General features: G+C 49.5%; 22 protein-coding genes. 4 read left to right on the top strand and 18 right to left on the bottom strand.

Going from position 1 to position 26,721, the window contains the following annotated elements; genetic code table 11:
• Positions 1-53 precede the first annotated feature (53 nt).
• Positions 54-1,220 (bottom strand): GyrI-like domain-containing protein, encoded by a 1,167-nt coding sequence (locus R70723_RS03315; RefSeq protein WP_039869779.1) that lies wholly within the window; start codon positions 1,218-1,220, stop codon positions 54-56.
• 54 nt (positions 1,221-1,274) lie between these two features.
• The gene (locus tag R70723_RS31855) at positions 1,275-2,543 is read right to left on the bottom strand and encodes a helix-turn-helix domain-containing protein (protein WP_052421172.1); all 1,269 of its coding nucleotides are present in this window, start codon (positions 2,541-2,543) and stop codon (positions 1,275-1,277) included.
• Between the two features lie 210 nt (positions 2,544-2,753).
• On the opposite strand from R70723_RS31855, the gene R70723_RS03305 reads away from it, so the two are divergent.
• A complete protein-coding gene (locus R70723_RS03305; protein WP_039869778.1) occupies positions 2,754-3,149 on the top strand; it encodes a hypothetical protein in 396 nt (131 codons plus the stop codon).
• 101 nt (positions 3,150-3,250) lie between these two features.
• Here R70723_RS03305 and yaaA read toward each other — a convergent pair whose 3' ends face one another.
• The 3 genes from yaaA to R70723_RS03290 all read right to left on the bottom strand — a co-directional run bounded on the left by yaaA (position 3,251) and on the right by R70723_RS03290 (position 7,339).
• Positions 3,251-3,994, bottom strand: a complete 744-nt coding sequence (gene yaaA / locus R70723_RS03300; RefSeq protein ID WP_039869776.1) for a peroxide stress protein YaaA — start codon at positions 3,992-3,994, stop codon at positions 3,251-3,253.
• Between the two features lie 153 nt (positions 3,995-4,147).
• Complete coding sequence (gnpA, locus tag R70723_RS03295; protein WP_039869774.1) at positions 4,148-6,307, bottom strand: 1,3-beta-galactosyl-N-acetylhexosamine phosphorylase; 2,160 nt, start codon at positions 6,305-6,307, stop codon at positions 4,148-4,150.
• A 12-nt stretch (positions 6,308-6,319) separates the two neighbouring features.
• Positions 6,320-7,339, bottom strand: coding sequence for a glycoside hydrolase family 88/105 protein (locus tag R70723_RS03290; protein WP_039869773.1), 1,020 nt, complete (start codon positions 7,337-7,339; stop codon positions 6,320-6,322).
• Between the two features lie 277 nt (positions 7,340-7,616).
• Between R70723_RS03290 and R70723_RS03285 the strand changes: the two genes are divergently transcribed.
• On the top strand, positions 7,617-8,558 hold the full coding sequence (locus tag R70723_RS03285; protein WP_039869770.1) for an AraC family transcriptional regulator: 942 nt from the start codon (positions 7,617-7,619) through the stop codon (positions 8,556-8,558).
• Between the two features lie 604 nt (positions 8,559-9,162).
• Here R70723_RS03285 and R70723_RS03280 read toward each other — a convergent pair.
• Both R70723_RS03280 and R70723_RS03275 read right to left on the bottom strand, forming a co-directional pair.
• Positions 9,163-10,329, bottom strand: coding sequence for a DUF4317 domain-containing protein (locus R70723_RS03280; RefSeq protein ID WP_039869768.1), 1,167 nt, complete (start codon positions 10,327-10,329; stop codon positions 9,163-9,165).
• 139 nt (positions 10,330-10,468) lie between these two features.
• On the bottom strand, positions 10,469-11,206 hold the full coding sequence (locus R70723_RS03275; RefSeq protein WP_039869766.1) for a hypothetical protein: 738 nt from the start codon (positions 11,204-11,206) through the stop codon (positions 10,469-10,471).
• A gap of 147 nt (positions 11,207-11,353) precedes the next feature.
• On the opposite strand from R70723_RS03275, the gene R70723_RS03270 reads away from it, so the two are divergent.
• The gene (locus R70723_RS03270; protein WP_039869764.1) at positions 11,354-11,959 is read left to right on the top strand and encodes a DUF4304 domain-containing protein; all 606 of its coding nucleotides are present in this window, start codon (positions 11,354-11,356) and stop codon (positions 11,957-11,959) included.
• Positions 11,960-12,079: 120 nt separating this feature from the next.
• Here R70723_RS03270 and tnpB read toward each other — a convergent pair whose 3' ends face one another.
• The 9 genes from tnpB to R70723_RS03220 form a co-directional block, all read right to left on the bottom strand.
• On the bottom strand, positions 12,080-13,168 hold the full coding sequence (gene tnpB, locus R70723_RS03265) for an IS200/IS605 family element RNA-guided endonuclease TnpB (RefSeq protein WP_197071792.1): 1,089 nt from the start codon (positions 13,166-13,168) through the stop codon (positions 12,080-12,082).
• A 236-nt stretch (positions 13,169-13,404) separates the two neighbouring features.
• Positions 13,405-14,826 (bottom strand): stalk domain-containing protein, encoded by a 1,422-nt coding sequence (locus R70723_RS31850; protein ID WP_052421171.1) that lies wholly within the window; start codon positions 14,824-14,826, stop codon positions 13,405-13,407.
• A 371-nt stretch (positions 14,827-15,197) separates the two neighbouring features.
• Positions 15,198-16,490, bottom strand: coding sequence for a carbohydrate-binding domain-containing protein (locus tag R70723_RS03255; RefSeq protein ID WP_039869762.1), 1,293 nt, complete (start codon positions 16,488-16,490; stop codon positions 15,198-15,200).
• Positions 16,491-16,643: 153 nt separating this feature from the next.
• Positions 16,644-17,522, bottom strand: a complete 879-nt coding sequence (locus R70723_RS03250; protein WP_156123775.1) for a hypothetical protein — start codon at positions 17,520-17,522, stop codon at positions 16,644-16,646.
• Between the two features lie 87 nt (positions 17,523-17,609).
• Positions 17,610-20,693: an EAL domain-containing protein gene (locus R70723_RS03245; RefSeq protein ID WP_052421170.1), complete on the bottom strand. Its 3,084-nt coding sequence runs from the start codon at positions 20,691-20,693 to the stop codon at positions 17,610-17,612.
• Positions 20,694-20,874: 181 nt separating this feature from the next.
• Entirely contained in the window at positions 20,875-21,669 is a 795-nt protein-coding gene (locus R70723_RS03240) for a hypothetical protein (RefSeq protein ID WP_039869759.1), read from the bottom strand.
• A 138-nt stretch (positions 21,670-21,807) separates the two neighbouring features.
• Positions 21,808-22,911, bottom strand: a complete 1,104-nt coding sequence (locus R70723_RS03235) for a slipin family protein (protein ID WP_039869757.1) — start codon at positions 22,909-22,911, stop codon at positions 21,808-21,810.
• Between the two features lie 653 nt (positions 22,912-23,564).
• A complete protein-coding gene (locus R70723_RS03225) occupies positions 23,565-24,362 on the bottom strand; it encodes a DUF1385 domain-containing protein (RefSeq protein ID WP_039869753.1) in 798 nt (265 codons plus the stop codon).
• A gap of 26 nt (positions 24,363-24,388) precedes the next feature.
• Positions 24,389-24,886 carry a hypothetical protein gene (locus tag R70723_RS03220; protein ID WP_039869751.1) on the bottom strand — a complete coding sequence of 166 codons (498 nt, stop codon included), beginning with the start codon at positions 24,884-24,886 and terminating at the stop codon, positions 24,389-24,391.
• A gap of 175 nt (positions 24,887-25,061) precedes the next feature.
• On the opposite strand from R70723_RS03220, the gene R70723_RS03215 reads away from it, so the two are divergent.
• Entirely contained in the window at positions 25,062-25,289 is a 228-nt protein-coding gene (locus R70723_RS03215; protein WP_039869749.1) for a helix-turn-helix domain-containing protein, read from the top strand.
• A 191-nt stretch (positions 25,290-25,480) separates the two neighbouring features.
• On the opposite strand, the gene R70723_RS03210 is transcribed toward R70723_RS03215, so the two are convergent.
• Complete coding sequence (locus R70723_RS03210) at positions 25,481-25,957, bottom strand: DUF8743 domain-containing protein (RefSeq protein ID WP_156123774.1); 477 nt, start codon at positions 25,955-25,957, stop codon at positions 25,481-25,483.
• A 312-nt stretch (positions 25,958-26,269) separates the two neighbouring features.
• Positions 26,270-26,719, bottom strand: a complete 450-nt coding sequence (locus R70723_RS33215) for a hypothetical protein (protein WP_144027143.1) — start codon at positions 26,717-26,719, stop codon at positions 26,270-26,272.
• Positions 26,720-26,721: the final 2 nt, after the last annotated feature.

Here is a 26,721-nt window from a genome sequence, read left to right as displayed (position 1 = left end):
GCCGAAGAAACCCTTCCTGCTAGGGAAGGGCCTCCTCTCATATCTTACTACTTTTATTTCACCAACGGAACAAACACCGAAGCCGCATTAGCCTGCCGGAACCGGGCGATGACCTGCCTGCTCCAGTCGCGCTGGTACTCGGGGTGCTCAGACAGATACAGCTCCTCCAGGTGATTGAACGCAGCATCATAAGGAATACCAGGATTATCACCGTTCACCTCAAGCTGGCTGATGTGCAGATAGATGCCGCCCGGCAGTGTTATCTTTTCTACACAATCCGGTAATCCGGCAAACGAGCTGACTCTTGTTCCGAAGCAGGAATTGTATTTCCCCTCCTGACCACTGTCCACTGCAAACCCGTAGTAATCATGCAGATAATATTTTGCTGCTTCAGTGGCAAATACCTGATCCTGCACGTCAAAATACTTCGTAATCACAAACTCCCCGCTATCCGGCAAAGTCATACTGCAGGCGATCTTCATCTCTGGGAGAGTAACCGCCTTAAAACGCAGGGAGGCGTAGCGCTCAGCAACCGTCTGTGCCAGCATAACCGGTTCATATTTGGTCAGAATCTCTCCCGCACTGTCATATGTATTGAACCCGCAGCCCGCAGGATTATATACATAGCTGGTAGCATTGCGGAAATCCCCCACAAAGTACTCATCCGCATGCATACGCTCACCGTACCCAAGCTGCCCTTCCTGCCCGCCCTCATTAATCAGGACCTTGGCATACCGGCAGGCCGGCACTGTAAGCGTCTCCGTATACTCCGGCAGATAATCAGGCAGGTCCTCCAGACTGTCCACCTCATAGCCCACAAGCACCTTATAGTTCCCGTCACCTTTAACCTCTGTCCGCACTGTAACAACATTGTCCCCGCCTTGGAGTCTGCTGCTGATTATGCCGGAGAGCAGCGCCATATCTCCTTCCGTTATCAGCTTTTTCGTATAATAGTAGTCATTCAGAATACAGCCCGCCTGCCCGAATCCGGAAAATCCCCCGTAGCCCCGGCTTTCGAACGTCACCGGCAGCGCAAGCCCGACAATCTTCATCTCCGGCCTATCCACAATCGCGCATAGCTCAGTAACCTGCTCCACAAGCACTTCATTTGAATGCTCCATCTGGCTCATCTCCTCCACCATTCTCAGGATTGCCGGCTTAACCCGGGGGCTGTAGCCTTCCGAGGCCTGCTGCAGCAGGTCCTTTTTTCTTAGACTCATGAGTGTTCCAGCTCCTTTCATACCTCAATTGTATATACAATCAGGCCTGCGGTATTATCGGTTTATAACAGCTTCCAGCCTGATCCATACCTTCATCTGTATCTTCTCCGGGTCATGACTGCCGTTTGTCTTATATGTAGTAAAAGCGGGCGTCTTCCCCCTGCCCCATCCGTTTTCTCTGATCCAGCTGTCCAGCAATTCCCCAAACACCCTGCTGTCGCTGCAGCAGCTGCTCTCTAATACAGCATATTGGCCTGCGGGAAGCTGGACAAGCTCAAGCCCGCAATCCTCCGGCAGCACGTGAGCTAATTTCAACCGTACACCACACGTATAGCTCAGACCATTGTGAGATACGTAGAATTCTATGTTTTTTCTTATCGCACCGGGATTATGGAGGGATAAGTAGGTGATTACCGCTGCAGCTGCCTGTTCCTCGGCGTCCTCTCCCAAGCGGCTGGCGGCCAGAAACAGCCGTTCATCGCAATACTCCACGCGGATACTGTTGTAATCCGGCCGCTTGACCACCGGAAGGTACAAAACCAGCCTGTTCACGGCACCTCTCTTACAAATATACTCTTCAAAGTAACCGCCCTCAGCCTGCTTGAACATACTTACTCTCAGCCACTCCCCGTAAAGGTAGTTCCAGGCCGACGTAATCTCAGCTTCATTGTTGTTGACCGTTATTTTGGCAAAAGTGCGGGTAAACTCCGGATGAACAGCTGCTTCCAGAAAAACACTGCCAGCAAAGCGGTCTATTAGCTCATAATCGTATTCTACAGCGAGCTTATAACAGAACTCTCCGCTGCGCGGCTGTCCGCCCCTGCCAAAGATTCTTCCTGTATATCCCGGTAAAAGAGCGCTCAGTGCGTGTATTGCCCGGTGTTCAATGCCATCAGATTCAGGATAATAAAAAGCAGTATGCAGAGTCTTGGGGATAGTGTTTGTAGTAACCGTTACCTGCCTTACAGGCTGGCTGTCATATGCGGGGAAGTAGTAGCAGGCATCGCTCTTCTGGTATTCTAGCGGAGTCATAGCTGTGGCGGATTTCACATATTTGCACAAGGCTTGCTGGGAGCTGTAGCCGCAGGCATAGGCAATCTCGGCCAGCGGCAGCTCTGCTGCTCTAATCAGGGCAAGGGCAACCGACAGCCGGCGTTTGCGGATGTACTCCTTTACCGAATGCCCGGTGTAGGTGTAGCAGTCCCGGTAGAGCTGCATGAGCGAGGTGTATCCGGCCTGTGCCGCCAGCTCAAGGCTGAGCTCGCTATGCAGGTGTTCTTCTATGTAAGCGATGGATTGTTTAAAGCGGGACACCTTGTCCATTGTTATCCTCCATTGGATAGGGGAATGGGTGCGTAGCATAACTATAGTATATATTCTATTATAAATAGCAGAAAATGTACGGCAAAACTCTCATTTACAAATGTAATTTTCTGGTATATATTAAAGGCAATATCCATTCTGCTTTGGAAGGTTTTTAGTTTACATCGGATAAACTACCAAAACATTTCATTTGAGAGGATGAACAATGGTATGAAAAAAATGCTTACCGCAGTACTTGTCTTCGTTATGGGCCTGTCAATGAGCTTTGGTCTAACCGCGTCTGCTAACCCTGTCACCGTAAACTATGGATACAGCTTTAACCATTCCCTTTCCTCAGGCCAAACCTACACTTACAATCTCCCTAACGCCAGAACATCCGGTACAAGCGTGAAGATTACAACATCCGTTGCAAACGTACTCCGTCTGCACTACTACTGGAGCTATAACAATGCACTGGTTGACCTTGGCACAGCTATTGTAAACAAGACTAATTACAGCGGCGGTGCTAGCTATTACCAAACCGGCACGCTGGTCACTGTAGTAGAACGCGTTCCCGGATCAACGACTCCTTATCCTGTAATCGCCTACACGATTAGCTTTAATTAAACAGTCTGGATCAAAGCTGCTATAACTTGTGTTACAGACCGCCTTTGGCGGTCTTTTTAGTATTGTGTCTGCTTATCCGTTTAGACTCCATACAATCAGCTTTAACCTTGTACAAACACATAAGTCCCCTCATCAGACAGCTCATCCGAGTAGGCAAAGTTCAGCCCTGTATACTCCTTAATCTCCTCCACGCGGCTGATCTGCCGCTCGGCCATGAAGCGGACCATTTCGCCCCGGGCCATTTTGGCGAAGGTGGCTTTTTCGGTTATTTTCCCGTTTACTTCTTGTCCGAACACGCATGTGACCATACGAACGTTCTCGCCCAGATACGGAGAGATACACTTGCTGTACTCCTTGGAGGCCAGGTTCACGATGCAGTCGGTTTCGGCAAACAGCTGGTCCGCCAGCTTCCGGTTCCAGAACTTGTACAATGAGCTATAGCCGGGTCCGGCGAGCTTGGCCTGCATCTCCAGCCGGTAAGGAGCAACGCCGTCGAACGGACGCAGCATCCCGTAGAACCCGGAGAGAATCCGCAGATGCTCCTGCAGATATTCCAGCTCCTCCGTCTGCAGCACGCCCGGCGCCATGTACTGGTATTGCAGACCTTCGTAGGCGAACACCGCCGGCGTAAGATTCCGCTCCAGATTCATATGGGTAATGCGCTCCACATTCTGCGCGGCAATGTCGTCATTGCATTTCCAGATCTTTTTTAACTCATCATAATTCAATTTCTGTAATGCTGCTAACAGTGTCTCTGACTCGCTGATGAACTGCGGCAGCTGACGCTCCGCGAATACATCCGTGTCGATCTTCATCTTCTTGGCAGGTGAAATAATGATTCTCATGCTACTCTCTTTTCTAGCCCAATGGCGGGAATAATGTACTCTTATCCTATCATATTTTGCGTTCAGCAGCTCTTATCCCCGTCTGCCACACAGCAAAAAAGCCCAAGCATACGGCAGAACGCCGCAGGCTTGAGCTTTGTAATCCTATTAATATTATCCGATCGTTTTAATCACAGTATCATAAGGAGCGAGTTCCAGCGTCTGCACGCCGAATTCCGTCTCAACCGAGGTCTTCTGCGTCTCCGAGCTGTTGTTGATCACAACGAGAATCTTGCTCTCCGGATAGTAAGCGCACTCTGTGTAGAGGTTATCCGTGATGTACTTGCTGTCATCCAGCTCGCCGCCCGCATAACGGATCAGGTTGAGCAGCAGTCTTGTATTCTCCAGGTTGAACTCGAAGGAAGGCAGGTAGATCCCTTTTCCTTTGCCAAAAGCGTTCGAGGACAGCGTGATTCTGCCGCCCGATTGCTGCACAACCGAAGCCGCACCATCTGTCAGATAGATGCCCTGCTTCGCTTCGATGGTTGCTCCTTCAGGCAGCAGGCCCAGCTCATCCTTGGCTTCAAAAGCCCACCGGCCATGCACCACTCTGGCACCCGTATCCTCATCCACACCGAGAACATGAGCCATTCTGAAGAACGTGTCATACCCTTCTACTGCAGAAGGCTGGTTCACCCCGATGAATGTACCGCCTTCATATACCCACTTGGTCAGAATATCGACCACTTTGCTGTCGTTCCAGTGCTTGCCGCCGCTCCAGGCAGAACCTGCCGCACCTGCATTGATTACTACATCAACGTTATTCAGTACGCCCTGACGGATGTCCTCGAAGTCGATGAACTGCACTTCCACCGGGGAGCCGGACAATGCTTCATTGATATGAATCAGATCATGCATAAAGGTTTCGTGGAAGTGGCCGGACAGCGTCCAGGATCTCAGCTTGCCCCAGCTGTGCAGCACCGCTACCTTGGTTTTCACCTGGTAAGGCTTGCCCTTGCTGTGCAGCTCTTTGATCTCTCTGAATTCATCGGCAATCTTCTCGATATAGTCGCAGAAATCCGGATATGGCTCAACCAGATGCAGATAGCCGCCAAGTCCCATACGGTCAATCGGTTCGCGCAGCAGGGCGCGGCGGATGTTGATCCAGTACTTCTTCGCATCCAGTGTAGGGTCTCCGCCCTCCATGAAGGTAGGGGCACCGCCCAGTCCAACCGGGAACAGGTAAGGATGCAGACGGATTTCGTGCGTGTCCACTTTGACGCCGGAGCACATCCGCGCTTCATAGCCGGAGAATACACATTTGATCATGCCGTCGAAGCCAAACTCCTCGAACCGGTCATTGTAAGGCTCCATGCCAACCCAGCTGTCATCATAAAAGACATAGGCCAGCTTGCCGTGACTGTGAACAATATCGATAAGCTGCTTGCTGAAGCCAATGACAAAGTCATTAATGAACTCCATCCAGTCCAGCTTACGCTGCTCGGCCGGAATGTGGCTGACACGGTACTTGCCGCCGTTAACAAAATCTTCAGCGGTCAGGGAATAGCCGTATTTTTTGGCAAACAGATCAAGCGCTCTTGCACTCACGGTAAAATCATATGAACCCCAGTCGGAGAACAGGTGGCGGTTGCGCTCACTGCTGCCCCAGATCCAGGCGAAGTTATAGAACAGGGAAGTAAAGCGGACTACGGTTGTTTCTTTATGCTCCACGCACCATTGTTCCATCCAGTCCAGCATATACTCCTGAGTCTCCGAGTACATCGGGTCGATCTGCATGAGGTGGTCCTTGGTCCAGTTGTTCGTGGTGTGGTTGTACATTGAGATTTCTTCCCAGATGCGGTAAGCCATGAAGCTGACGGTGTATTTATGCCAAGGCGTAATCCCGGTCAGCACCACATTTCCCGATTCACGGTCGTAATTCCACTGCTCACGCGGAAGCTCCTCACCCGTCGTACGGTCAACAACCTGCCAGTATTTGAACGCTTCCTTGGAGTCATTCACTCTGAACTGGTCAGCGAAGAAATCCTCCATCACATAGATGGACAAGTAATCCTGTACCGCTACCTTCGGATTAGTGATCAGGAAGGACTGCTGCAGCTTGTCAGGATTCTGCGACGCCCATTCATTATGGTCACGGATGATACAGATCGTAGAATAGATCCCGTACCCCGCGTTGATAATTTCATCGGACAGCTTGGTGCCGTCACTGTCACGGATCACATCCGCACCCCAGCGTTCAGCCAGCTCCAGTGTCAGCTTTTCATATCCGGATTCGCCCGGCAGTGTAAAAGAGCCCTTAGTATGTTTGGTCAAGTGACTTACCTCCTATTGAATCATATCGGACAGGAAGGCAAGCGCTAAGCCTTGGCCCCAGCCCTGGATCCAGTCTTTTGGAATATTGCAGTAGCCTTCACGGTCCTTCATGACAGCAGTCCCGCCGGATACATTGAGTACACGTCCGTCTTCACTGATGTTCTCGAGAATGCCCTTAAGCGCCTTTTGTACATATTTGGTGTGCAGCGGATTGCCGTTGTTAACCATTGCCGCCGCAATACCTGCAGACGCGGACACTTCCTCATAGGAGCCCTCGTCATTCAGTACCGTGCGCCAGAGGCCGTTCTCAGTCTGGACAAGCTTGAGTGCAGCCAGCTGGTCACGTACCGAGCACTCGATATCCATACACTGCGGGTACAGGTACCATTCATGCAGCAGCGGTTTAACCTGCGACATGGTGTACGCGCCCCAGGCATTCGCTCTGCCCCAGTAGAAGCCGGACATATGATCCTGCTTCACATTGTTGTAGCCGTGATACCAGAAGCCAGTGCTAGGATTTTGCAGATATTTGATATGCCAGTAGTAATTGTTCAGGGCATCGTTGATCAGGGTCTGGTCCTTCAGCTTGCTGCCGACACGCAGCAGGAAGAAGGCCGCCATGAACAGCGTATCCGCCCAAGCCTGCTCAGGAAAATCATTGTTCGCCGATACCGTATGCTGCAGCACGTTGTCTCCGAAGCGGAGCGCGCTATTTTGCAGGTAATCCACCTTGCTCATTACAATATCCCAGTACTTCTGGTTGCCGGTCTCTTCATAGAGTGTAATCAGCATGTGCCCCATCGCACAGGTGTTAACCGTCCAGGTTGGCAGGCCCAGCTCAATATATTCATCTGCCCAGCGGATCAGCGTGTCGAGGTACTCCTTGTTTCCAGTAACCTTGTAGGCTCTCGATACCCCGTAATATGCTACGCCGCAAGGCCAGTCCCAGGTTAAGTCCATAGCCAGTGTCTTCTTGGTTACCTTATCGATAACGCTCAAAATCAGTTCCTTATCATAATCCAGTTGAAGCATGTTGAAATTCCCCTCTCCTTCGCACACGGTCCCCCAATGGCGATTGAGAGCCGTCTGACAGTTTGTAAACGCTTTATGAATTCTATTGTAAGGTGTATAATAGTCATATTCTAAGCATATTCATAGAAAACCTGCGCAATTTCGATCATTTATAATTAATTTCTGTAAAGTTGGGATTTCTATCCCATTCTCTTAACGCCGGCACAATGCTATCATTCTAGCTACCATAGTGTAATTTAATTACTAATCCACATATTGGAACGGGGGCCTTACGGACATGCCCAGAAAAAAGAAGCCCGTCATTGAGTACCGCCACTACAGCCTGCCCATTCAATTCCCTGTCCTGCTGCTGAGCGGGGACCGCTGGAGAATTTCCGACATTAAGTCGGAGCATCTGCATTTTCACAACCATCTGGAAATCGGGATCTGTTACTCGGACAGCGGAATCATGGAGATTAAAGGAGAGGCCGTCCCTTTTAAAGCCGGAGATATCACCTTTCTGCCGCGCTTCCTTCCCCATACCACGTACAGCTCGAAGGATTCGGCCAGCCTGTGGTCCTACCTTTTTTTCTCACCGGAGGAGCTGTTCCAGCATTCCTTCAAAAGCGCTTACAGCAGCTTCGAGCCTAATCTGTGGAGAGTCCAGGGCCGAAATTGTGTGCTGAGCAGGGAGCTGCACCCTAAGGTGTATTATCTGGCCACCTCCATCGTGGAGGAGCTGAAGCAGCAGCGGCCGTATTATCAGGAAAGTGCTTACGGCTTATTGCAATCGCTTTATATCGAGCTGCTGCGGATTTATTCCGCGAATGAGCTGCTGGCCGGACAGGAGAGCGAGCAGGCGCTGAAGGGGGATTTTGTGATCTCTCCGGCGCTGGAGTATATCACGAAGCACTATATGACGCCGATTACGATCGACTTTCTGGCCGAGCTATGCCACCTGAGCACCACCCATTTCCGCAGAAAATTCCACGAAATCATGGGCACCGCGCCGCTGGATTTCCTGACCAGTACACGCATCGAGGAAGCCTGCAAGCAGCTAAAAAGTACGGATGATTCCATCCTCTCCATCTCCGAGCAGGTCGGCTTTCATTCCATCTCCAGCTTTAACCGCTGCTTCTCCCGGCTGATGGGCACCTCGCCCAAAGAGTGGCGTAAGGGTGCACAGTCCGAGGCGCAGTCGGCGAAGGCATCGATCCTGGAGTTTACGGGCTGGGTGTAGTGAGGAATACTGAAGAATAAGCTGATTGCTGATATGCAGGAGGAAATTGCTATCCGGAAGGCAGCGGCGAAATTTTGGGATGAGTCAAAGGGAAGCGACTGAATGATTGCTTGGATAATAGAAGTAATAGTGAAAATAGGACTCGCCTTGCATAACAAGGAGAGTCCTATTTTTGTTTAATATATCCAATCAATTAATCAGCATGCTATACTATTAAAGCAATAGAAAGGCTTTGAGGGCGGCCGGCTAATCTCCCGGAAGGGAGGTGATGCCAGTGGAGGTATACCAAGCATTGACGCTAATGATTTCATTCGCGACTCTGGCCCGCGTTGATTCTATCTTTCCACAAAAAGAAATAGGCCGCCCTGGTCAAAGGTAGCGGTCTATTTCTGGCCTATCCTGTTTCAAGCCTCCGCCCTTAAAAGCGGCTGTTGCAACGGAGAGTCGTGTTCGCGCACGGCTCTCTTTGCATTGTACGCTGTTTCTAAGCCGAGTATACCACAAAGATGGATTGATGTTAACTCCAGTTAACTGAGTTAACCGGTTAACTGAAAGGATGAAACTTTAAAATACAGCCTATCCATACGCCAAGCTCCTGCCTGAATTACAGCTCCTCCGTACTAAGCGTAAACCCTTCAATCACCACGTCCTCATCAACCTCGATCATGATGCAGCGTTTACCCTGGTAATTAACCTGCTTCACATAACGCAGATCCTGCGGGCTGACGGAGATGGTAGCTACCTTGGTTTCGATTTTGATCGATTTGGTGGTGAATTTCGGCATTACGCTGGCTGCCTTCATCTCGTAATTCCGGTCGTCGATGATCGTCTCGAAGGCCCGCTCCACTTTTTCCGCCGTAACATCCTCCACGCCGCTTACCTTCAGAACGCGTTCGACATCCTTAAAATCCAGCGTAGCCGGCTCTTCCTCACCCTGCCCGTCCTCGATAACCTGCTGAATCTGCTCATACACCTGGGCGATGGTGGTTGAATCCAGATGCTCGCCGGCAATCTCCTTCACGATATCCTCGAAATAAGCTCTCTCCTCCATCGCCGTTATAGAAGATTCTGCATTCAGCACCTGCTCGATGAACTGCGGGTCCGGATAATTCGATTTGCCTGTACAGTACAGCACGCGGTTAATATCCGAATAATTATCCGTCACACTCGGATAGAGGAACCCCTGCTCCGGTGAGCTGAGCTTCACAATCGGATCAACGATGACACTATATTTAAATTCCTTCTCTACATAGTCGAACATGAGGTGCTTCCGCTGCTGCTCGGTAGAATTCACGCTGCACAGAATGAACTGGTGTGCGAACGTCTCGTTCTTCTCACTTTCTTCGTTTGCTTCATTTCTGGCTTTGGTCGGCCGGTGGTACTGCCCGCGTACGAAGGTGATTACCGTGTCCTTTTCATACTTGGTATCTGCCAGCATCCGGTCCACCAGCAGCAGCATGAGGTCCTGCCACTCTTCCGGATCCCCTGTGATCAGCCCCTGGTGCAGCATAACCTTGGCCGGCTCCTCCGCTTCATCCTGAAACTTCAGCTCGAACAGCTTGTGGTCCAGCTCACCGGTCAGCAGCTTTTTGAAATTGCCCATGTACAGCTCCTGCTTCTCCCGGTCCACGAGGCCAAACGGCAGGCGCTCCCAGTGATAAATCTCGTTCGTTTCCTTCATCACGTACACGTTCAGAATATCGTACAGGCTCAGCAAATCATGGTCGAGCTTAAACTGCTTGCGGATATGCGCTACTTCTTTTTTATTCATAATGGATTCGGGGCTCCTTCGATTGAATGTCACTTTACCCAGTATAAATGATCAGGAGGAAATTTTCTAAGGCCTTGCAGCATAAAAAAAATACCTGCAGCGTCCCGCCGCAGGCATTCATCCTGAAAATCAATTCCTTTTATAACTGCTCCACATACTGCTTCGCTTCGCCCAGAGACATATCCGAATGCTGGCGCACGAGCTTGATCGCGGCAATGAGCTTCCCGTCCTTCTTCATCTGGCGGACTGTGTCCAGGATCTCTTGCGGGGGAATAGGCCGGACACTTCCGGCTTCTGCTCTGCGCTTCATTTCCGCGGCTGCCCGCAGCTCCTGTTCTGCAGTCAGCGGCGTTTCAGCTGTCGTCTGGATGAACGGAATCTCCCGCTGCGGCCTCATACCAATTATGATGCCCAGCAGCGTTCCAACCACCGAGTACAGCACCAGATATTGTACGAACCGGTACAGATACAGCCAGACCGTGCTAAGCTCCAGCACCTCGCCGTTCTGCTTTAGAATGGTTAGATTATCCGTAATGGCATACTCGCCGGGTGCATAATTACTGACATCCTGCATGACCTGCAGCTCCCCGATTGGCGAAACCACCCACTCAAGCGGCTTATTGGTTACCGGATTGCCCGAGGTGTCCAGCAGCATGCTGAGCAGAGTGAAGCCCGCAATAACGTAAACCATATTATTCTTCCACGTAAAGCGCTTGGATAGCACCACTACACTAAATATGAACAGCAGCGTTAACCCTTTTATGTACATATTATGAAGATAAAATTGTAAAACCGCAGGCAAAACCCAGCCGAACAGCATGACCATAACAGCTGTAAATAAAGAAACATACAGCAAAACCTTAGCATTCTTCTTCACATGCCGATTCCCCTTTCTTCAGCGCTAATACATTATTACCCAAATGAGTGCGGATTGGTACGGCGGCACCCTGCTATATTAAGGGTATACATAGTTATAGGAAAAAATGAGGTTCATCCTAATTCATTTCAGCCGGGAGGGTTTCTTATGCAAGAGCTGTTTAAAGAGATCATTACGAATGACATCAAACCCTTTTTCAAACAGCATGATTATCGTAAAAAGGCTTTGAATTTCCACAAAACAGAGGCTGGTTTTATCTACAAAATCAATTTTCAAAGGTACCCGTACAACACCTCGAGCAAGCTTATGTTCTATATCAATTGCAGTATCCATTCTGCCGAGCTGGCAGAGCTCCAGTCCAAGCAGCCCGATAATCTGCCGGCTCTGGACTTCAAGTCTCATTTTACCGCGCGGATCAGAGCAATCTGTCCCACAGCTCCCGACATTTATACGCTGACACCTGAGACGGACCGGGAGACCTTCACAGCTGAGCTTATCCGTCATTTGGAGGAGGCCCTCAGCTTCATGCATGCCATGACAAGCGCCAGGGACATTGCAGATTACTATATAGATAGGACATCATTGTATATGAGTGAAGAGATTTTCCGGCTGCTGCTGCACTCAGGGGATCAGGAGACGGCAAACGATTATTTAGCCAGGCTTCAAGCAAAATACGGTACCGAGAAGCGGTGGGCAATCTTTGAGCGGAAGTATGATGCTGTTTGGGCAGAGTACGGGCTGGATAGGTATTGAATTCTCCCCCACTTAGCTAACGCTTGAAGTGGCGGATTCTTGCGAACAGAAGAGTAACCTCTTCTTATTTAGCAAGCGATTCCTGCGTTCCCGCAGTTCTATAATTTGGATAGGTGGCGGTTAAACCGCTACTTGTGCAATATTATGAGCGGCGTTTTCATCACGGTCATGAAGCGTACCGCAAACGGTACACGTCCATTCCCGAACCGCAAGATTCTTAACTTCCGGGTGGATTGTGCCACACACGTGACACCGCTGACTGGTCGGTTCGAACATATCGACGATCCGAAGGGTTCGTCCATACCAAAGGGCTTTGTACGTCAGTTGCCGTACCCACTCCCCCCAAGACGCATCCGCGATGGATTTTGAAAGCTTGGGATTCTGAATCATATTCGCGACACGCAGATGTTCGATACTAATCGTTTGGTTTTCACGGATCAGTTTCGTTGTCAGTTGGTGGAGAAAATCATTTCGTTTATTCGCAATACGTTCGTGAATGCGAGCGACATGCTGCTTCGCTTTCTTCCAGTTGGAGCCGCCCGGAGTACGCCGAGCCATCCGCCGCTGCCAAAGCGCCAGCTTTTTCTCATATTGGCGGTAAAAGCGGGGGTTGGCATACCGTTCACCATTTGAGCTTACAGCATACTCTTTCAAACCCAGATCGATTCCGATATGTGCGTCCACTTGCGGCAGTGGGTTCTTTTCAACTTCGCAGCCAAGCGAAACGAAAAATTTCCCACTGGCGTTTTGACGCACGGTAGCGGACAATATCCGGCCTTCCAGCTTCCGGGAGTTTGCAAAACGCATCCAGCCGAGTTTTGGGAGCTTCAAGCGACTCCCCTCAATGGCGATATTCCCGTTCGTGAATTTGGTCGTGTAACTTTGAACCGGATGCTTCCGGCTCTTAAAGCGTGGCGCTTGATTTTGCTTTTTGAAAAAGCGATCAAAGCTATCCGCCACATGACGGGCAGCCGACTGCAAAGCGATGCTATCGACTTCTTTCAGCCAGTCGTATTGTGCTTTTAGTGCAGGGAGTTTTGTCGCACAAGCGTGATAGGACAAGCCTTTTCCCGTTTCCGCATAGCTTTGATTCCAAGTGTCCAAAAAGGTATTGAACACAAAGCGGCAGCAGCCGAACATACGCCTTATGAGTTGCTGTTGTTCCGGTGTGGGGTAGATCCGGTATTTATAGGCTTGATGTATCAGCATGTGCGACACCTCATTTTTGGTAATATTATTCATATTATAGCACATACGTTCGGGTTTAGGTCAAATACCGCAGATTCATCCCCACCCTATCGAGGGTGGAGTATTCTCAGCTTTTTTAGATAAATAATACAGGATGCCCAAAAAGCGGATTACAGACCAGGTCTGAGTCCGCCTTTTGGGGATGCTTATCGTTATGGATTGGAGAAGTCCGGTCCAAGCAGCACGGCTATCAAGCTTTATTTTGCCGTTATCACACTAATCTCAGCTTTATCCGCGTTCCAGCCCACCTCTGCTCCAAACAGCTCACTGATGAAGCGCAGCGGAACATGCGTCTCATTGTTATAGATCCGGATCGGTCCCCCAAGCAGCACCTTCTTACCGTTAACCGTTACAGTAGCGTCGCCGGGCTTCATCGTTACCTTTTGATTACGGTAGCTGATCGTTACTTCCTTGGTCTGTGCCACAAAAGACAGCGCCGCCCCCAGCGGCTCAGCCAGCTTACGCAGCGGTACCATCGTTACGCCCTTACGGATAACGCCCGGATAATCCTGCTGAACACCGTCGATTATGACCGTACCGGTATCGAGAATCCGGACCGGCTGCTCCTGCCGGCTCTTCCAGGTCATCAGCCCGTCGCCCAGCCGCCCGAACGAGCTGTCGCCCCATGCATGCAAGTCACCTTTGGAATCCAGGGCAAAGCGCTGCTCCCCCCTTGAGGCAATCCCCGTAATTCCGTTCAAGGAAGGAACCGGGTGCGGACGCTGCATCTGCTCATACGCTGCCTGGGACAGATTTGGCTTGCTGTAATCCACCCCCGCTTCGTACACCGTCCCGTCTGCCTTCAGGAACAGCGCTGTAGTACCAATCGAGATCTTCTTTACCTCTTCCAGCCCCGAAATCTGTGTTGGAGCATCCAAAATTCCATAATAGCTTCTAGGATTCAGCGCTAAAAAATCCTGGCCCCAAGTATAAACATGGCCCGAAGCATCGAGTGCCAATGCCCTGGTGGCGTATATATCTATCGCCGTAATCTCCGGAAGGCTGTATACCCGCAGCGGGCTGGTCCGGAAGCCATACGGATTGGACGAAGTAACCCTGCTCAGATGGGCCCAGCCTCCCCATGTGTATACTTCTCCGCGGCTGTTAAGCGCCATGCTGTAGTCCCCGGCGGCAATTGCCTTGATACCGGTGAGTCCGGGCACCTGCTGCGGCGGATTGTCCCAGGAATCGCTGAGCTGCCCGTTTCCAAGCTGCCCCTGGGAGTTAATGCCCCAAGCCCAGACTGTACCGTCCTCTTTTAAAGCCAGATAGTGATTATTGCTGCCTGCGATATCAACAGTATCATTGAGAGCCTTCATCTGTGACGGAGCACTGCTGCCCTCTGCGGGATATTTCCACACCGTGCCGTCCTCGAACAGCACCAGGGTATCATAAGCGTCCATAAGGAACTTAACAGCCTTTTGCGGCAGCTCGACACGGTGCGGAACGGACTCATACATCCCGAACCTCCACAGGCTGCCGTCGCTTTTGTAGAAATACGTATAGCTGCCCGCTGTGTGAAACTCAGTGATTTTAGGCGAGGCTGCGTATGTAGGCAAAGGTTGAACCGTCAGGCACAGGATTGTAAGGATGAAGGCCAGTATAGCTGATTTTTTCATAGAATTGTCCTCCTCTTGGATTAGGAATTTAAGCTAATATAGCGGAAATAACTGTACCTTCTGCAACAAAACCTGACTAATTAGCGCCGCTGCAGGTTTTATTTGACCCTAGACCCGCTGACTGAGATTAGCGTTTGGCAGGGGCGCTCAATCTGCTGCCCGCCGTTTCTCCTAAAGTGGGGAAAGGAGAAGTTTTGTTAGCTTCATTATACACTATGGATATTTTTACCTTCATTTAAGAGGAAAGAATCATTGCTTGCATTCGAATACCGGTTCCCCACGAAAAAAAGCGGTATTCATCGATTGGATGAATACCGCTGTGTTGCTTACCTTTTTATGCCCGGATCAGTAGTTTGACCACAGCCGCTTAATTACTGCCCAGTCCCTCTACCGCCGCCAGCACCGCCACGGAAGCCGCCTCCGCCTCCTCCGCCGCGTGACTCGGTGATCTCCGTAATCTGCTCGCCATTAACCGTGACCGTGCCGCCGTTCAGCTCGGCAGTTCCGTCCGCATCAAACGCGGAAGTGGCCTCTACCTCAATAGTTCCACCATTAATATAGAGATTACCGTTCGAGTCAAAAGCATCCGTATCCCCGCTGCCCATGGTTACTTTGATCGTACCGCCGTTGACTTCAATAGACGCATTATTGTTCACCTTTGGCGTGGCATTAATGCCGTCATCCGTCGCATATATTGTGATCTGGCCGTCATTGATTATGATATTATTGCCTTCGATACCTTCCACAGCAGTCTCAATAGTAATGGTGCCGCCATCGATCTGCACAAGGTTGTTGGCCGTGATGGCATCATCCGCAGCAGTGATATTAAGTGTACCACCTTCAATGTAGATGTTACCGAGGGTAGTGTCCTCCTCATTTTCGCTATGCAGCGCATCCTTACCGGTATCAATGGTGACCGTTCCGTCGTTGATCAGAATGGCATCGTTGGCTTCCAGCGCATCTGCAGAGGATTGGATGGTATACACGCCCCCGGTGATTCTGAGATCATCCTTGGAAGAAATCCCATTGCCTTGAGCCGACACAAGGTCCAGGCTTCCGGTTCCGTTCAGGGTCACATCAGCTCTGGAGAAAATCACCGCATCCAGATTGGTCTCCCCATCCGCCACGTAGGTTCCGGTAACCTCCATATGGTTGTCACTGTCCGTCGAGGTAACGAATACTTTGTCTGCCGATTTTACATAAAGGGCCGGTGCATCAGCATTGGTTATACTGACTCCGTCCAGGACGATCTGAACCTTCGCTTCCTCCGCAGCATCGACCGTCACCGTTACATTCTCCGCCTCACCGCTTAAGACATATACGCCTTCCTCGCTCAGGGTCACATCCTGATTGCTTACCAGATTCATCTGGGTTGCAGCTGTCAGATCCACCGTCTGCTCCAGATCCCGGTCAGTGAATAATGCCGATGTGTCTATAGCCGTTGTTGTTCCGGTGCCTCCGGTTGTTTCAGCACCTTCTGCTGCTTCTCCTGTTGACGTTGTGCCGGATGACGCTGTAGAAGCTGCTGTCTGCGCTGCTGCTGCCTGTGTACTTGTAACCACTGCTGCGCTATTGTCCTGTACACTCGAGCACCCAACAACAGATAAACCTAATAATGCGGCAAACGTTAGAACCTTTATGCTGATAAATTGGTTATTTTTCATAAATGAACACTCCTTGTATAATCGGATGCAAATCTTTTTGTTGATCAAAAAGCATTATTGCGTCCTGGCTTATACAAAGAATAACCCGAATACCTTTAACCAAGCTTAAACGGGCAAAAAGAAAGGGATGCCGGATAGCACCCCCTGTTTCTTTTATAGTATAGGCTGAATCTTCTTAGTCGGCTGAGGCCCCGCACCGTTCTTAGCCCAATAAATAATGTAGTAAATAGTGCTGTTATAGTTAACAGTCGCGGCATAGTTTACATTTTGGAAGGAGTACTCATTGGTCCAGATCTTATATCCCGGTGAAGCGTAGTTCCAGCGCATGGGCTGGTTACCCGCCGGTTTATGTGTCCAGTCACTGGCTGAGGTATCGCCCTTCATGAAATGATAGTCATTGCTTCCTTTACGGACCGCAACCACCCGCTCATAATAAGCCAGGGAGCTTGGCTTCGTCGTAGTCTTGTATCCCCAATAGCCGAGCGCATTGAGATCACTGACTGCCAAATCTGCTATTTCTGCAATCCCCATGCTTACCGAAAAGCTTTGGCCGGAGTGGTAGCCCGGGTCCTTGAAGACCTGCTGGCCGATCGCATATCCATAGCAATTATAATATCTGTAGTCATTCGACCAGGACCCGATTAAGCTGCTATCCTGCAGCGTATAGCCGGCCAGGGCAGAGATGCCTCTTGCAGAAGCGCCGGGGGCACCGATGATTTCCAAAATATTCTGCGTAAGCTCCACCATTTTCGTGTAACTGTACGGGATACGGTCTGCGGTTATTGCCCCGCTCTCAATACCGGTGACGATCTCCTTTGCCGCGCTGCGTGTGAATTCATCCGCTTCCAGGCCTTCCGGCAGCCGGAGCCCGTTATCAAGCAGCGTATCCAGTACATCATCACCGCTTAATTGTGCCAGCTGCTCCACAGCAGCCCGGCTGCCTTCTGCATCGGCTGCAGGTGACGGTATAACGACCGTATGTAACAGAAAGAATGCCATTACCAAAGAAAACGCTCTAGTGATTGTCTTCAAAAGGTTCCCTCCCACTAATATATTCTCAGCTATAAGTATACACGGAATAGAAGGGATTGTGCTTTTGTTCACTATTTATCTATTAATTCAATTATTTGGTATATCATTCACATCTAACAGAATGGACTCTATTTCTGACGCAGGCATCGGCTTATAAAAGAAGTACCCCTGAATCTCATCGCATTTATTCTTGTTAAAAAAGGCGAACTGCTCTTCGGTCTCAACACCCTCGGCAATCACATGAAGCTTCAGGTTTTTAGCCAGCTGAATGATCGTCTTGGCTATCGCCTCATCGTCGTTGCCTGTTGAAATGCCGCGTACAAACTGCATGTCAATTTTGATCCGGTCTACAGGCATGGTCTTTAATCTGCTTAACGAGGAATAGCCCGACCCAAAATCATCAATGGAGATGCTGACACCCAGCTTCTTAAGCGCATGAAGCACTTCTACAATATAGTCATCTCCGTCAGCGGCAGCACTTTCCGTGATCTCCAGCTCCAGGTACTCCGGCTCCAGGCCTGTCTCACTGAGTGTCCGTTCAACGATGCTGAGCAGGTTCCGGTCCTGGAACTGGACAACCGACAGGTTCACTGCCATGCGTATCCCCTGCACCCCCAGCGCCTGCCACTCCTTCATCTGCCGGCACGCGGTCTCAAGCACCCACTTGCCGATGGGGATGATCAGTCCGGTCTGCTCAGCCAAGGGAATAAAGGCAGCCGGGGAAATCATGCCCCGCTCCGGATTATTCCAGCGGATCAGCGCTTCCAGACCCACAATTTCCTTCGTCTGCACACTTACCTGCGGCTGGTAGTAAAGCGTGAATTCATTTCTTTCCAGCGCCCGGTAGAGGCTGTTTGTAAGCTGTGTTTTCTCCAGTACCTGCTCCTTCATGGCTGGTGAGCATAAGAGGTACTGGTTTTTACCTTTTTCTTTGGCAGCGTACATCGCCAGATCGGCATTCCGGATCAGCTCCTCCGTGCTTTCCCCGTCTCCGGGGTAGACCGCGATCCCTGCGCTGGCTGTAATAAAAAATTCCTGGCCTTTGACAATCACGGGCTGGGCAATCGAATGGATGATGCTTTCAGCCATTTCCCCAATGTCTTCCAGCCGCTCTATCCCGGCCAGCTTTACGAGGAACTCATCGCCGCCAAAACGCGACACCATATCCTCTTCACGCAAACACCCGGCTATTCTGCTTGTCACCTGTTTCAGCATCTCGTCTCCGCCGAGGTGTCCTATCGTGTCATTGACGATTTTGAAGGCATCCAGATCTATGAAAAGAACACCGATATGCTTGCCGGCCTCCCCGGCTGACTGGATACTCTCGTCCAGCTGATGCTTGAATAAGGTATGGTTCGGAAACCCTGTTAGCGCATCATAATACGCCATGTAGCTGATTTCCCGTTCGGATTGCACTTTTACCAGCGCATCTGACAATAGATTGGCGAGAATCCGCAGCAGCTCCTGATGGCTCCGCCCGAAGGTTCTATTCGTTTTAAGGGATGCGAAGAACAAAAGCCCCAGAATTTTGCCTTTATTCCTTACCGTAATGGAGATCAGCGACTTCATCCTATGGGAGTTGAATAAGGCTTGTTCTGCTCCGGCTTCCGGCGGCAGCATGTCTACGTCCGCTACTTTTACCAGATCAGTGTGTACAATCTCGTTCATCCACCAGGGGAAGGCGTCGCCGTTCAACTCGGGAATGAGGTCAACTGCGGTTTCAATCCCGGCATTGCACCATTCATACGTCTGCTGCTGGTCCGTTAAACGAATGAAAAAGGCCCGGTCTACTTGAAAATGCTCACCGCACAGCTCCAATAACCCGTTGATTTTTTCATCCAGATCATCTTCAGCTACCTTAACAAAGTCACCGGATATCCGGGCAACCATTTTCTGAAACCTGATTTGGGCTTCATTCTCTTCAAGACGCTGGATATACACCCGGTTAACAAAATAAGCCAAGCTAAGCGTGATACCCAAAATACCGATCCTGGCCAGATAATCCGAACCATCCACCTGAACCATCGCTTCCGGCATTCTTAACCAGATATATATTTGCGTAATTAGTATAGGTATCCCTATCCAATAGATCATTAGCCGTTTATTAAAAAGAACAGACAGCATCACAATAATGAACGGAGCCGCCCACGCGGTAACACTTGCAGATTCGATAAAGCTGACGGCAATCAGAATGATCGAGGCCAGCATAATCAGAACGAAAATGTATTCCTTAATATCTGTATTCACCGGTATATGTTTAATAAGCGTTAATATGAATCCGGTAGCAAAAAAGAAAAGACTGAATAACAACACCGTGCTGAACCGGGGGTCCATCTGATTAAAAAAGTACTGTGACGCAAAGTTCAGCATTCCGCCAATGATATACACGAACGACATAATTTTAATGAACCGGTCCATGTTGACTTCACTTAATATTTTTCCCGGCTCAGCTCTGCCGCTTTTCCCCAGACCCATCAGCCCATACCGTTTGATCGCATAAAAAATAGCTGTTGTCGGGATTAGCACAATAACCGGTGCCAGCTCAGGAAGCTTCAAGGAGGAGTATCTGTTCACAATCACATCTGTTGCAGTCCCCGCAATCATGGCCAGACTATAGGAGAACATAAAGAGATAGCCCTGCTTCTTCTTTATTGGGTCCTTCGACCTTCTCCCCCAATTCCAGAGCAGCAGCAATCCCGCAGTAGTAAAACAAATATAATACAGGTTGAAATACAAATCGCCCCAGCTGTTCGCTGAAACATTAATCCACCCCGTTGCAATCTGGACCAGCTTGTACTGTTCCTTCGCGGCACTGCTATAACCAAAGGCTACAATGTTCACTGCTGCCGGAAGGTAAAGGAGCACATAAATCCATTTGCTTCTCAGCACCTTCGTTCTTTCGGTCAAAATAAGAAAAAAATGCAGCAGGAAGCTGTACACCGTCCCGAAACCAAGCGCAGACAGCCTGCGCCACAATATCGCCGTCTCATAATCGGGTGCAGAATTGGTGATCGAAAAACAAAAGGACCATATGGAAAGGGACAGACAGGCTACACAATAGAGCCGGTTTAGCTTGCTGCTGGTATTAAGAGAAAGGATATACATCCCCAGGATGAAATAAATGGCGAACGCTATAAATAAAACCAATGAATAAAGATAGGATAACGTCATAACGGGTCCCTCCATGATTTCCGGTAGATTCTGTATATCTATGAGAAACCATACATTGATACAATATACCTATATTTCGGCAGAAATGTGAAGTTCTATTAGCAATATTTTCATACCAAAGACCCCTCCAGCCCTGGAAGGGTCTTAGCACCGATCCTTTTTAAGATAGATCACCTGACATTCACAAATATGCGCCAAAATAAAGCTCCACCGCCGCCTGAGAGTACCCGTCCTCCCCCTGCCACTCCGCCATAGCATTGTAATCAGAGCTCCCGCCTCTGCGCTTCCGCGGGGTATTACCCGGCACCAGCAGTCCGGCATAGCCCCAGATCTCCATCAGCACATCCCGCTCATTCTTACTGGAGGGAACTACATCCTTCCACCGCTTCTCCAGCATCCGCGCACTGTCATGGCCAGCACAAGCCCGAATGGCTTCGAGCATTCCCGAGAGTATCGCAGCATCCTCGTCAGTACTCTCGAAAGGCTCTTCCTTACTGAATAATTCAAGATCCAGCCAGCAATATAAAAGCCAGTTGAGGCGAATCCCGCCCCACTTGACCCGTTCGAAATTCAGCACATTCAAATCCGCATGGTTATATTCCCGGTCGGCCATTAATCCGTAGAAGTTACAATCCCCGCAGCTGCTATAATGGGGCCGTACTGCACTCCGCTCCTCATAAGTATGCATAGGCAGACGTGAGGTCAGCGCCCAGCTTGAGAGGGCACTGCGCAAATGGACCTTTTTGGTAGACAGACTGTGCAGGAAAGCGGCAGCTACCCGCTCCCTGGTAATCGTCTGGTGCAGCACATTCAGCCGTGTAATAATCTCATCGTGAGTAATGGTTACAGGATCGAACATCAGCCCTTGGCTCTTGGCATACTCGAAATCCTCACCGGCAAAAGCGCCCCGGGTCCCCCTCCAGCCGGCCGATGTCCAGAAGGTGTTCATTAGGATCTTTTTCGCTTTCTTGTCCATGCTGTTACTCCTTGGGTTTGGCTTAATCCTATGTTGAAGCTTAGTTCTATACTATCTATTATATGACCTGCATGCAAAACACCCGGCTCATGTTCGTTCTCTCTTTCCGCAAAAAGAAATAGACCGCCAGGCAGCGGTCTACTTATTAACACTGATCAGCGAGCTTAACCGCTCCAGGAGGTCGCCGCCGCCTGTTACCGAGATCGAGCCGATTTTGTCACAGATCTTCTCGAGGAATTCCAGCTCCTTCAGCCGGAACAGCGTCTGATTCTCATCCATCAGCTTCGCCGTATTGAGCAGGCTGCGCGTCGAGGCTGTCTCTTCCCGGCGGGTAAGCAGGTTCGCCTGCGCCTTCTTCTCTGCGAGCAGGACAGTGTTCAGGATGTCCTTCATTTCTCCCGGCAGAATCACATCCTTCACGCCCGCCCCCAGGAAGCGTACCCCGAACGTTTCTTCCTTCTCCTGAATGCGGGACAGGATGAAGGTAGCCACATCCTCCTTCTGCTTCAGCAGCTCATCGAGCTTCAGCGTCCCGACATATTCCCGGAGCAGCAGCTGCAGCTGAATGTGGATCTGCTCGTCATAAGCCTTCAGCTCCAGAACGCGCTGCGGGTTCACGATCTTGTACTGGCATACGAAGTTCAGGCGCAGCGTAACCTTATCCTCTGTCATGATCTCCTGCCCCATCAGATCCATCTGCTGCTGTCTTAGATCGACTATTTTGGTCAGTACGGAGACTGGGCCCTTCCAGAAATAATACTTGCCGGGCGTCAGCTCCCGCTGGAGAGCATGGTCATAGAACAGGAAGCCCAGCTCGTGGCTGGCGATTTCACAGCACTGCACATACGGAGTAAGCTTCGTTATAATCGAGCGGTCAATCCCGGCCGGGAGCTCCGGCTGCCGGATGTCCGTATGGACGAAGGTGTGCTTCTTCAGGAGGTTCCAGTAAGCATACATTCCCGGCTTCAGCACCTGTGCAAACTGGCCGTCCTCATAGTGCACCACAATCTCATGATCCTGTACGCGTACAACATCGAGCTCCCGCAGGAGCTCTTCATCCTGTATGAACAGCTGCAGGTCCTTGCCCTCAACGTTAAACGGTTTGGCAATGTTCAATACCGCCACCGTATGATGCGTCCAGGATAAATAACGGTAGGTTCCCGGCAGCAGCCGCTTTACATAGCTTCCCTTATGAAAGAGCAGACCGCGCTGGTCCGCTTGAATCGTGATTGGCTTTAACATATATTTTGCCCCCTTCATGTTTGACCAATGGATGGCAGAACCCCGCTGCGGTCCTGGCGGAATCACGTTTGAGACAGGCGGCCTGCCGGAGGCTTGGGAGGACGTTGTGATCTGAGAGCTAAACCCTGCTTCAGCCAGCCTTCATATCCTTCTGTCCTTGCCAAGCCTCTCCTGCTGCCGCACTACCGGTATCCACGGATTACAAAGCCCTTCCGCAGTGTGCTGGATTAGCCGCCTGGGATTCTGCCCCTTGGTTTCCTTACTCAGATCTTGCTCAGTTGTGGCTCGATGGAAATCGAGTACAATACCAATTATCGCTCCTAAGGCGATCGGGGAATCGAACCCCAAGTGAGATTCCTACCGAAACGTGCTGTACAGGATACCGTAACATACATGCCGGCACTGCGGGATCTTCTTGAGATCCCCGCCTCGTTACGCCCGCCCGGATAAGAACCAAATATATGATGAACGCGTTCGGCGTTATCAACCTGCAAAGTGTTAAGCTGCTTCTTACAGGTTCTATCTTCGCTGAAATCCGGCGGAACGAACATGGCGGAAGTATTACGACGGGAGAAATTATTTCCAGAGGGGGGTAGAAGGGAAAGAAAAAAGCTCAGGGGCAGGGGGCTGCGCTTGAGCTTTGGGAGTGCGGATTATGTATAAGGGGTATGAAACTTCTCCAACTCCTCCAAGTGCTTCAGGCAGGCAATAGCGACTTCAATATGTTCCGTTTGCGGCTTGGAAGTAAATAGCCATCTTTGCGCCAGTGCCCCAAGCCAATAAAATGGCTTCAACAGAATATTAAAGAACTTATGATCGACCATAAAAATCTCCATACCAACAGACCAGCCGATAATAATTTTAGCTATAAACCATATTTGTATAGGGGATATAAGGATCATAACCAATACAATAAATACCGCCAGATTCGTTCCACACTGAGGATGAACCCTGCTTTGCTGCTGAACATTAGGAACGTTTAACTTCCAGCCTCTATCATAAGCGTTAGCCGCCATATGCTCTGCTGCATGAAATTTCCCGGCAGGTCCAAAAATAATTTCATACAGCAGAACTATCATGCCCGCTGTTATTATTAAGGCTATTAAGAATAGAAGCCAAGCCCACCCATCAGATGTGGAGTTCTCTGTACTTGATGAAGGTAAAAATAAACTGAATATCCCGAATAATAATATAACGCCATTCATCACAGTTATGACTTTACCGTCAACTGATCTTTTGCCGAGCTCCACCACTCCACGGATAAATGGTAACCCAGCCAGCTTCCTGCCCATTCCTCTATATACACCCGAGCCTTCATCCGTTGTGAATTCATGCAATATCTTATCCTCAAAATCGATACTACCCTCCGCATTGAGAGTAGCTGTAACCATATAGTGATTAGAAACGAACATGACCCCATTACGGTATGCCCTTCCGCCAAGTGTATTCATTTTACAGCCCCCAGCCCCAGTGTTTATTAATCCGAGAGAACAGAAGGAGCAGTAAAAGCATGGGCAAGCTGCATACCATCCTTTAAACCTTGCAGATAAAGACGTTCATACAGAACGGATAGCTTTATTTGAAGCTTTCCCTCCCAACCCTCAAACTCAGGCATACGTGTAAGGTCCATAGAATCAAACAACGCCTGAAACGCTTTACTCTCTTCTTCAAAAACAAGCCTAGGCTCGGATTGGTATTCGATCTGTGCGGTCACTTCATTTAGTCTGCCTTGCATCGTTTGAACAAACCATGCCGGAAAGCCCACCACAACTCCCCCATCACAAAAGTTTAAACGAAAATCCCCTGAGTACCGGTTCTTTTCTTGATACATCTGATTAATAATTTCGTCTACCTTACGACTCTGAGCTTGAACCGCCTCATTGCCGCTGAGTGGAACTCCCTGCTCCAGGGATCTCTGTCCAAGTTCATTCAGCTTGCGTTTTTCCTCCTCATATTTCCGACTCAAATGCTGCATTACAACCTCTCCCTTCTGGAAAAGCTATATCTGTAAATACCGAATTAGGAACAGGATACTTTCAAGAAGAACAATATTCTTTTTTGTTACGCATATGCGTACCGTACTTGGAAATATTATACGGTACGCTTATACGTATAGTCAAGATTTAGACTCAGATAGGCGGGGAGATTCTATGGGAAAGAGAGTCATCGTAAAAATACCTCAGTTAACAAAAAAACATGGAATCTCTCTAAGAGAGTTATCAAGAATATCCGATGTTAGACATGCTGCTTTGAGCGAATTAGCCAACAATAAAAGAGAAAGCATTAATTTTAATCATATTATTAGGATTGCAGAGTCTTTAGATATTGACGATATTCGAGAGATTATTGATTTGGTTGATACAGAAGATACAAATTGACCATTTTCTCAGCACTCAACTCCCTATAAAGCACAAAAAAGCTCCAAGGTAGACGCAGTGACGCATCCGTTTTGGAGCCTTCGGTATGCAATACAAGTCTTGACCAACATAACTAGATAGAGAATTTGCCTCTTCGTTCATCACAAATCCATCCGGCGATTCCGATATACAGCCCTCCAACCGCAGAGTGACTATATATTCCTCACCTCAACAACCCGCCCCAAATCCACATACTCCTCATGATTCAGCTTCACCTGCACTCTGCCCTTGCGGCGCTTCTCCCGCCATTCCCGCAGTGCTTCCTCTGTTTCCAGACGGAGCTCGGCGAGCTCCAGGGCCCGGTCCAGGATGTACTTACTGTTGTAGAGCACCGTATAAATCCCTTGTCCGCCAAGCGCAATAGGAGCGGCCAATGGCTTCCATTCCTCAACCGTAAAGCGCACATACAGATCCTCCTCCGTCCCCGGCCGACAAGGGACCTCCATAATCTCCTTACGCCGCAGCACCTTCCAATCCGCTACCTTTCCTACCCAGTGGATACCTGTTTTTGCAGGAATAATGAACTTTTTGCGGGATTGGCACATCGCCACGTATTCGATTTGGGTGAGTATTTTCTGACTGGCAAGATTCCGTAACGGCATATGGTAAAAAGCTTTCCGAACCGCCACCCCCACCTGCTCCGGCCCCCGGAAAGAACCAACCAGCACATTTTGCCCGCAAGCTGATCCGCATAATACTCTCTCGTGCCGCGTGGACGTGTGGACCGCTCGTAGGCTTTTTCCGGACTGTCCCGGATAATCTCATCAAGGAATTGTTCCACCAGGCTCCTCTTCCGGCACAGGCTGTCCATACTTTCCTGGGTAAGGAGTACCCTCGTACGCAGGATTCAAGCGATATTTAGCGTCAATAACATACCGCAACTAGCTGCTACATATACACTTTAAGCATTGTCATGCAAAAAAGAGAATGGGGTTAAAGCTTCAGATATTGTAATAATCAATAAATTTCAACACTATAGTTTCTGCCAATTTCTCAACTTTCTTTTCAGAGGTAGTACTAAAAGTTCTAACATTCGATATCACTTTGAAGGCTTTGTTTAAACTAGCCCTTCTTTCAAGTAATTTTACCTGAACAAGGTATTCTACTGATTGTCTATAGGTTGAAGCAACACCTGTATATAGCGGGTCTGAGGGAAGCACGTATGATAACAATATTAAATCATCAACATTCTCTAAATCATCATCAATCCGTTCCTCAAATCGTTTTCTAAATGTACCGCAAGATCCTATATGCGCTCTTAACCTACCGATAGTTCCGTGTCTATCATTGGTCTCCCCTACATAAACAGTTCTATGAGATTTTGATAAAATTATATAAATATATGCTCTTTCTCTACCACTAAATATACTAGATATTTCTGTTACAATCATGG

The organism is Paenibacillus sp. FSL R7-0273 (assembly GCF_000758625.1).
Taxonomy (GTDB): Bacteria; Bacillota; Bacilli; order Paenibacillales; family Paenibacillaceae; genus Paenibacillus_AQ.
This window is presented reverse-complemented; position numbering and strand designations above follow the sequence as displayed.

Bases quoted from the DNA above. Each gene is read 5' to 3' on its own strand.
- R70723_RS03255 (WP_039869762.1), bottom strand. From the start codon at position 16,490: ATGAAAAATAACCAATTTATCAGCATAAAGGTTCTAACGTTTGCCGCA.
- R70723_RS31855 (WP_052421172.1), bottom strand. From the start codon at position 2,543: ATGGACAAGGTGTCCCGCTTTAAACAATCCATCGCTTACATAGAAGAA.
- R70723_RS03290 (WP_039869773.1), bottom strand. From the start codon at position 7,339: ATGCTTCAACTGGATTATGATAAGGAACTGATTTTGAGCGTTATCGAT.
- R70723_RS03240 (WP_039869759.1), bottom strand. From the start codon at position 21,669: ATGGACAAGAAAGCGAAAAAGATCCTAATGAACACCTTCTGGACATCG.
- tnpB (WP_197071792.1), bottom strand. From the start codon at position 13,168: ATGCTGATACATCAAGCCTATAAATACCGGATCTACCCCACACCGGAA.
- R70723_RS03285 (WP_039869770.1), top strand. From the start codon at position 7,617: ATGCCCAGAAAAAAGAAGCCCGTCATTGAGTACCGCCACTACAGCCTG.
- R70723_RS33215 (WP_144027143.1), bottom strand. From the start codon at position 26,719: ATGATTGTAACAGAAATATCTAGTATATTTAGTGGTAGAGAAAGAGCA.
- R70723_RS03280 (WP_039869768.1), bottom strand. From the start codon at position 10,329: ATGAATAAAAAAGAAGTAGCGCATATCCGCAAGCAGTTTAAGCTCGAC.
- R70723_RS03245 (WP_052421170.1), bottom strand. From the start codon at position 20,693: ATGACGTTATCCTATCTTTATTCATTGGTTTTATTTATAGCGTTCGCC.
- R70723_RS03235 (WP_039869757.1), bottom strand. From the start codon at position 22,911: ATGTTAAAGCCAATCACGATTCAAGCGGACCAGCGCGGTCTGCTCTTT.
- R70723_RS03315 (WP_039869779.1), bottom strand. From the start codon at position 1,220: ATGAGTCTAAGAAAAAAGGACCTGCTGCAGCAGGCCTCGGAAGGCTAC.
- R70723_RS31850 (WP_052421171.1), bottom strand. From the start codon at position 14,826: ATGAAAAAATCAGCTATACTGGCCTTCATCCTTACAATCCTGTGCCTG.
- yaaA (WP_039869776.1), bottom strand. From the start codon at position 3,994: ATGAGAATCATTATTTCACCTGCCAAGAAGATGAAGATCGACACGGAT.
- R70723_RS03305 (WP_039869778.1), top strand. From the start codon at position 2,754: ATGAAAAAAATGCTTACCGCAGTACTTGTCTTCGTTATGGGCCTGTCA.
- R70723_RS03225 (WP_039869753.1), bottom strand. From the start codon at position 24,362: ATGAATACACTTGGCGGAAGGGCATACCGTAATGGGGTCATGTTCGTT.
- R70723_RS03270 (WP_039869764.1), top strand. From the start codon at position 11,354: ATGCAAGAGCTGTTTAAAGAGATCATTACGAATGACATCAAACCCTTT.
- R70723_RS03220 (WP_039869751.1), bottom strand. From the start codon at position 24,886: ATGCAGCATTTGAGTCGGAAATATGAGGAGGAAAAACGCAAGCTGAAT.
- R70723_RS03215 (WP_039869749.1), top strand. From the start codon at position 25,062: ATGGGAAAGAGAGTCATCGTAAAAATACCTCAGTTAACAAAAAAACAT.